At 68.6% G+C, this 4700-nt stretch carries 6 protein-coding genes; 1 reads left to right on the forward strand and 5 read right to left on the reverse strand.

Annotated elements, in window-relative coordinates:
* Window positions 1-57: 57 nt before the first annotated feature.
* Window positions 58-744, reverse strand: a complete 687-nt coding sequence (locus C0461_RS13485; protein ID WP_292107724.1) for a response regulator transcription factor — start codon at window positions 742-744, stop codon at window positions 58-60.
* 81 nt (window positions 745-825) lie between these two features.
* A complete protein-coding gene (locus tag C0461_RS13490; RefSeq protein WP_292107725.1) occupies window positions 826-1500 on the reverse strand; it encodes a YggS family pyridoxal phosphate-dependent enzyme in 675 nt (224 codons plus the stop codon).
* Between C0461_RS13490 and C0461_RS13495 the strand changes: the two genes are divergently transcribed.
* A complete protein-coding gene (locus tag C0461_RS13495) occupies window positions 1499-2152 on the forward strand; it encodes a thiamine phosphate synthase (RefSeq protein ID WP_292107726.1) in 654 nt (217 codons plus the stop codon). The two genes, C0461_RS13490 and C0461_RS13495, sit on opposite strands and share 2 nt — an antisense overlap.
* On the opposite strand, the gene C0461_RS13500 is transcribed toward C0461_RS13495, so the two are convergent.
* The 3 genes from C0461_RS13500 to C0461_RS13510 all read right to left on the reverse strand — a co-directional run.
* The gene (locus C0461_RS13500) at window positions 2149-3210 is read right to left on the reverse strand and encodes an NAD(P)-dependent alcohol dehydrogenase (protein ID WP_292107727.1); all 1062 of its coding nucleotides are present in this window, start codon (window positions 3208-3210) and stop codon (window positions 2149-2151) included. The genes C0461_RS13495 and C0461_RS13500 overlap by 4 nt on opposite strands.
* Before the next feature lie 56 nt (window positions 3211-3266).
* The gene (locus tag C0461_RS13505) at window positions 3267-4016 is read right to left on the reverse strand and encodes a DUF72 domain-containing protein (RefSeq protein WP_292107728.1); all 750 of its coding nucleotides are present in this window, start codon (window positions 4014-4016) and stop codon (window positions 3267-3269) included.
* A 45-nt stretch (window positions 4017-4061) separates the two neighbouring features.
* On the reverse strand, window positions 4062-4700 hold a 639-nt coding region (locus C0461_RS13510), incomplete at its 5' end, for a response regulator (RefSeq protein WP_292107729.1).

Genomic DNA, 4700 nt, shown 5'->3' on the forward strand with positions numbered 1-4700 from the left:
TTCCCAAGCTGAATGTCGGGGGTTCGATTCCCCCCGCCCGCTCCAGGCTTCCGCCGATCAGGGCTGCAGGCGATAGCCGCCGGCGTCGGTGACCAGCAGCCGCGCCTGGCCCGGTTCTGGCTCGATCTTCTGGCGCAGACGATAGATGTGGGTTTCCAGGGTGTGGGTGGTGACACCGGCGTTGTAGCCCCACACCTCCGCCAGAAGCTCCTCACGCGACACGGGCTTGGCGCCGGCGCGATAGAGGTACTTCAGGATGTTGGTCTCCTTCTCCGTCAGGCGGATCTTCTTGTCCCTGGGCCCCATCAGGATCTTGCCGGCGGGCCGGAACTCGTAGGGGCCGACGGTGAAGACCGCATCCTCGGACTGTTCGTGGCTGCGCAGGTGGGCGCGGATGCGCGCCAGCAGCACGCCGAACCGGAACGGCTTGGTGACATAGTCGTTGGCGCCGGAGTCCAGGCCCAGGATCGCATCGGAGTCCGCCACGGCCCCGGTCAGCATGATGATCGGCGTCTTGACCCCGGCCTTGCGCAGCTGGCGGCAGGCCTCGCGCCCGTCCATATCGGGCAGGTCCACGTCCAGCAGGATCAGGTCGGCGCGGATTTCCTTGCCCATGCGCACGCCGTCGGTCGCCGTAGCGGCCTGGACGGTCCTGAACTCGTCATGCATGTCCAGCTGTTCGGCCAGCGCCTCGCGCAGCTCGGTGTCGTCGTCGATGATCAGGAGGGTTTTGGATTGCGCCATGGGACAAGAATGGCGAGCGCCGCGCCTCTCGCCAAGGCTTGAACGGCGAAATTCGCACGGCTTGCGAGACTTCTCGTCGGATCAGGCGTCGGAACGGGCGCCGAACAGGGCCGAGCCGACGCGCACATGGGTCGCGTCGAAGCGCACGGCGGTCTCGTAATCCCCGCTCATGCCCATGGACAGCGTCCCGAGGCCGTTGCGCGCCGCGATCCGCGCCAGCAGGGCGAAATGCATGGCCGGCTCCTCCTCCAGCGGCGGAATGCACATCAGGCCCTGAAGCTCGAAGTCGTAGTCAGAGCGAACCCGCGCGATGAAGGCGTCCGCTTCGGCGGGAAGGACGCCCGCCTTCTGCGGCTCGTCGCCGGTGTTGAGCTGGATCAGCACCCGGGGCCGCACCCCGGCCTTCATGCCCGCTTCGGCGAGCGCTCGCGCCAGCTTCTCCCGGTCCAGGGTCTCGATCACGTCGAACAGGGCCAGGGCCTGGTCCGCCTTGTTGGACTGCAGCGGCCCGACCAGCCGCAGGTGCAGATCGGGCAGGGCCGCGCGCCGTTCGCTCCAGCGGCCCTGCGCCTCCTGAACCCGGTTTTCCCCGAACACGCGCTGGCCGGCGTCCAGGGCGGCCTGGATCGCGGCTTCGGGCTGCTGCTTGGAAACGGCGGTCAGCGTGATATCCGAGGGTTCCCGCCCCGCCGCGCGCGCCGCCTTGGCGATGCGGCGGCGCACCGTGTCCAGGGCTGAGGCGACGAGAGAATCCATGGTCCTGTCCGACGAAGCGACCCGGTTGTGGGAGACGGCCAAGGCCTTAAACCGCGCCGCCGCCCGTGTCAGCCCGTCGGCGGCGGGCCTCCCGCCCCTGATCCTCGTCACCGACCCGGACCGCACGCCCCGTCCATGGGAGATCGCCGCCCGCCTGCCCGCCGGCGCGGCGGTGATCCACCGCGCCTTCGGCAGGCCCGGGGCGGAGACGGACGCCCGGCGGCTGAGGGATGTGACGCAAGCGGCGGGGGTGCGCCTGCTGATCGGACTGGATGTGGCCCTGGCCGTCGCCGTCGGCGCGGACGGGGTGCATCTGCCCGAGCGCGCCCTCGATCAGGCGGACGAGGCGCGAGCGCTCGGTCTGGCGCTGGTCACCGGGGCGGCCCACTCGCCGGAAGCCTTGGCGCGCGCGGCGGCCCTGCGGCTGGACGCGGCGCTGCTGTCGCCCGTCTTTCCCACCACAAGCCCGTCTGGCGGCGCGGCGCTGGGCCCCGAACGCTTCGCTGACTGGACCTGCGGCGCCGGCCTGCCGGTGATCGCGCTGGGCGGGATAAACGCCGGCAATGCGGCGGCGCTGTCGGACAGCGGGGCCTGCGGTCTCGCCGCGGCGGAGGGCGTGACCAGGGCTTTCGCCCCGGCCGGAGGAGCCTAGGCCATTTTCGCCATGTCGATGACGAAGCGGTAGCGCACGTCCGACTTCTCCAGCCGGGCATAGGCCTCGTTGATCTGGTCCGGGGCGATCAGTTCAATGTCGCAGGCGAGGCCGTGCTCGGCGCAGAAGTCCAGCATTTCCTGGGTCTCGCGGATGCCGCCGATCAGCGAGCCGGCGACGGCGCGACGACGCCACAGCAGCCCCATGGCGTAGACCGGCAGGCCTTCGGTGGTCAGGCCAAGCATGACCATGGTCCCGTCCTTGGCCAAAAGCTGGACGTGGCTGGCGATCTCATGCGTGGCCGAGACGGTGTTGATGATCAGGTCGAATTTCTCGGCCGCGGCGGCCATCGCCGTCTTGTCGGAGTTGATGAGGAAATGTTTGGCCCCCATCCGCTCGGCGTCGGCCTTCTTGCGGTCCGAGGTCGACAGCACGGTGACCTCCGCCCCCATGGCCGCCGCCTGTTTGACCGCCATATGGCCCAGGCCGCCGAGGCCGATCACGGCGACCTTCGAGCCCGGCCCGACCTTCCAGTGGCGCAGCGGCGAATAGGTGGTGATGCCGGCGCACAGCAGGGGGGCGGCGGTGTGGAGGGGAATGCTGTCGGGAATGGTGACGACATAGTTCTGGTCGACCACGATGGCGCTGGAATAGCCGCCCTGGGTGACCGTCTGCCCGACAGTCTCGCCCTTCGGGTCGGCCGAGCCATAAGTCTGGGTCATGCCGGGCACGCAATACTGTTCCTCGCCGTCCAGACAGGGCTGGCACTGGCGGCAGCTGTCCACCATGCAGCCCACGCCCACCCGGTCGCCCACCTTGAAGCGGCTGACATTGCCGCCCACCGCCGTCACCAGACCGGCGATCTCGTGGCCCGGCACGATGGGATAGCGGGTGCCGCCCAGATCATTCTTGGCGATGTGCAGGTCCGAGTGGCAGACACCGCAGAATTTGATCTCGATGGCCACATCGTCCGGCCCGGGATCGCGGCGATCGAAGCGGTAGGGCTCAAGCGGCTTGTCGGCGGCGACGGCGGCGAAGGCGCGGGTGGCGATGGGCATGAAATCTCCTGACAACTTCAGGTCTAGGTGTGGGCTCGCGCCATCATGCGCAACCGTCACGGGAGCCTTTCGATCAGGGCCATGGCCGCGGCCGGGTTCCTCACCTTCGCCCCGGCGATGAAATAGGCGAAGACGTCGCCTGTCTTGCCCCAGCCCTTCACCCGGTCCGCCACGGCGTCCAGTTCAGCGGCTGTCATGCCCGTGGGCTCGTCCTCGCGGCTGGACATCAACCGGGCATAGCGGAAATCTGCCGTGTCCTGATCGATGCGCGGCCACTCCGGCGCCTCGTCGTCCTCGGCGTAGACGATGGCCGCGCCGTATTTCGCCGCCAGATCGTGGAACTGCGGCACATCGAAACCAGGGTTCCGAACCTCCAGGGCGTGGCGCAGGCGCAGGCCGTCCTTCTCCTTCGGCAACAGCTTCAGGAAACCCTCGAAATCTTCCGGATCGAACTTTTTCGTGGCCATGAACTGCCAGTTGATCGGCCCCAGCTTGTCGCCCAGCTCCGTCAGGCCCTGGGACAGGAAGCGGTCGAAGCTCTCGCCGCCCTCGGACAGAACCTTGCGATTGGTGCAGTAGCGGCTGGCCTTGACCGAAAAGACGAACCCGTCGGGCGTCTCGTCCCGCCATTTCCGCCAGCTGTCCGGCTTGAAGGTGGAATAGTAGGTGCCGTTGATCTCGATCGAGCTCAGCTTCGAGGCCGCATATTCCAGCTCGCGCTTCTGGACCAGGCCGTCGGGATAGAACACGCCCCGCCACGGCTCATAGGTCCAGCCGCCGATGCCGATATGGATGGCTCCGCTCATGACCGGTCCCGCTCCGTATTCAGCCGCATGGCGCGGCCCGACGGATTATGACGCAGTCTGTTCGCTCGCGCACCCTTGCGCCGTCACCGCCAGAATGCCCGCCAGCAGGGTGGCGGCGGTGATGGGCTTGGGCACATGGATGTCCGCCCCGGCCTCGCGGGACTGATCCCGGTGCTCGGCCATGGCGTTTGCGCTCAGCATGACGATGGGGGTGGGGGTCGAACCCCTCTCGGCCTCCATCCGGCGGATTTCGCGGGTGGCGGTGAGGCCGTCCATGCCCGGCATCTGCATGTCCATCAGCACCACGTCGAAACGGTCTTTGGCGAAAGCGGCCACGGCCTGGGCCCCATCCTCGGCGATGACCACCTCCGCGGCGTGGGCGCCCAGAATCAGCTGCACCACCCGCTGGTTGGTGGGATGGTCCTCGGCCAGCAGCACGCGCAGGGGCCGGTCCAGTCCGCCGCCGGTCAGGGTCGTCGGGCGTTCACGGGCGTCATAGTCGGCCAGGGAGGCGGCCCGGGGCAGGGGAATCTCCACCTCGAACCGGCTGCCGGCGCCCGGGGTGGAGGCCGCGGCGATCCCTCCGCCCATCATTTCCACCAGCGAACGGCAGATGGACAGCCCCAGCCCTGTGCCGCCGAAGCGGCGCGTGATGGTGGCGTCGGCCTGGTTGAACCGGTCGAA

It is taken from the genome of Brevundimonas sp., from assembly GCF_013823285.1.
In the GTDB taxonomy this organism is placed as follows: Bacteria; Pseudomonadota; Alphaproteobacteria; order Caulobacterales; family Caulobacteraceae; genus Brevundimonas.

Coding starts and splice junctions, on each gene's coding strand:
- C0461_RS13500 (WP_292107727.1), bottom strand. CDS start 3,210: ATGCCCATCGCCACCCGCGCCTTCGCCGCCGTCGCCGCCGACAAGCCG.
- C0461_RS13485 (WP_292107724.1), bottom strand. CDS start 744: ATGGCGCAATCCAAAACCCTCCTGATCATCGACGACGACACCGAGCTG.
- C0461_RS13495 (WP_292107726.1), top strand. CDS start 1,499: ATGGTCCTGTCCGACGAAGCGACCCGGTTGTGGGAGACGGCCAAGGCC.
- C0461_RS13490 (WP_292107725.1), bottom strand. CDS start 1,500: ATGGATTCTCTCGTCGCCTCAGCCCTGGACACGGTGCGCCGCCGCATC.
- C0461_RS13505 (WP_292107728.1), bottom strand. CDS start 4,016: ATGAGCGGAGCCATCCATATCGGCATCGGCGGCTGGACCTATGAGCCG.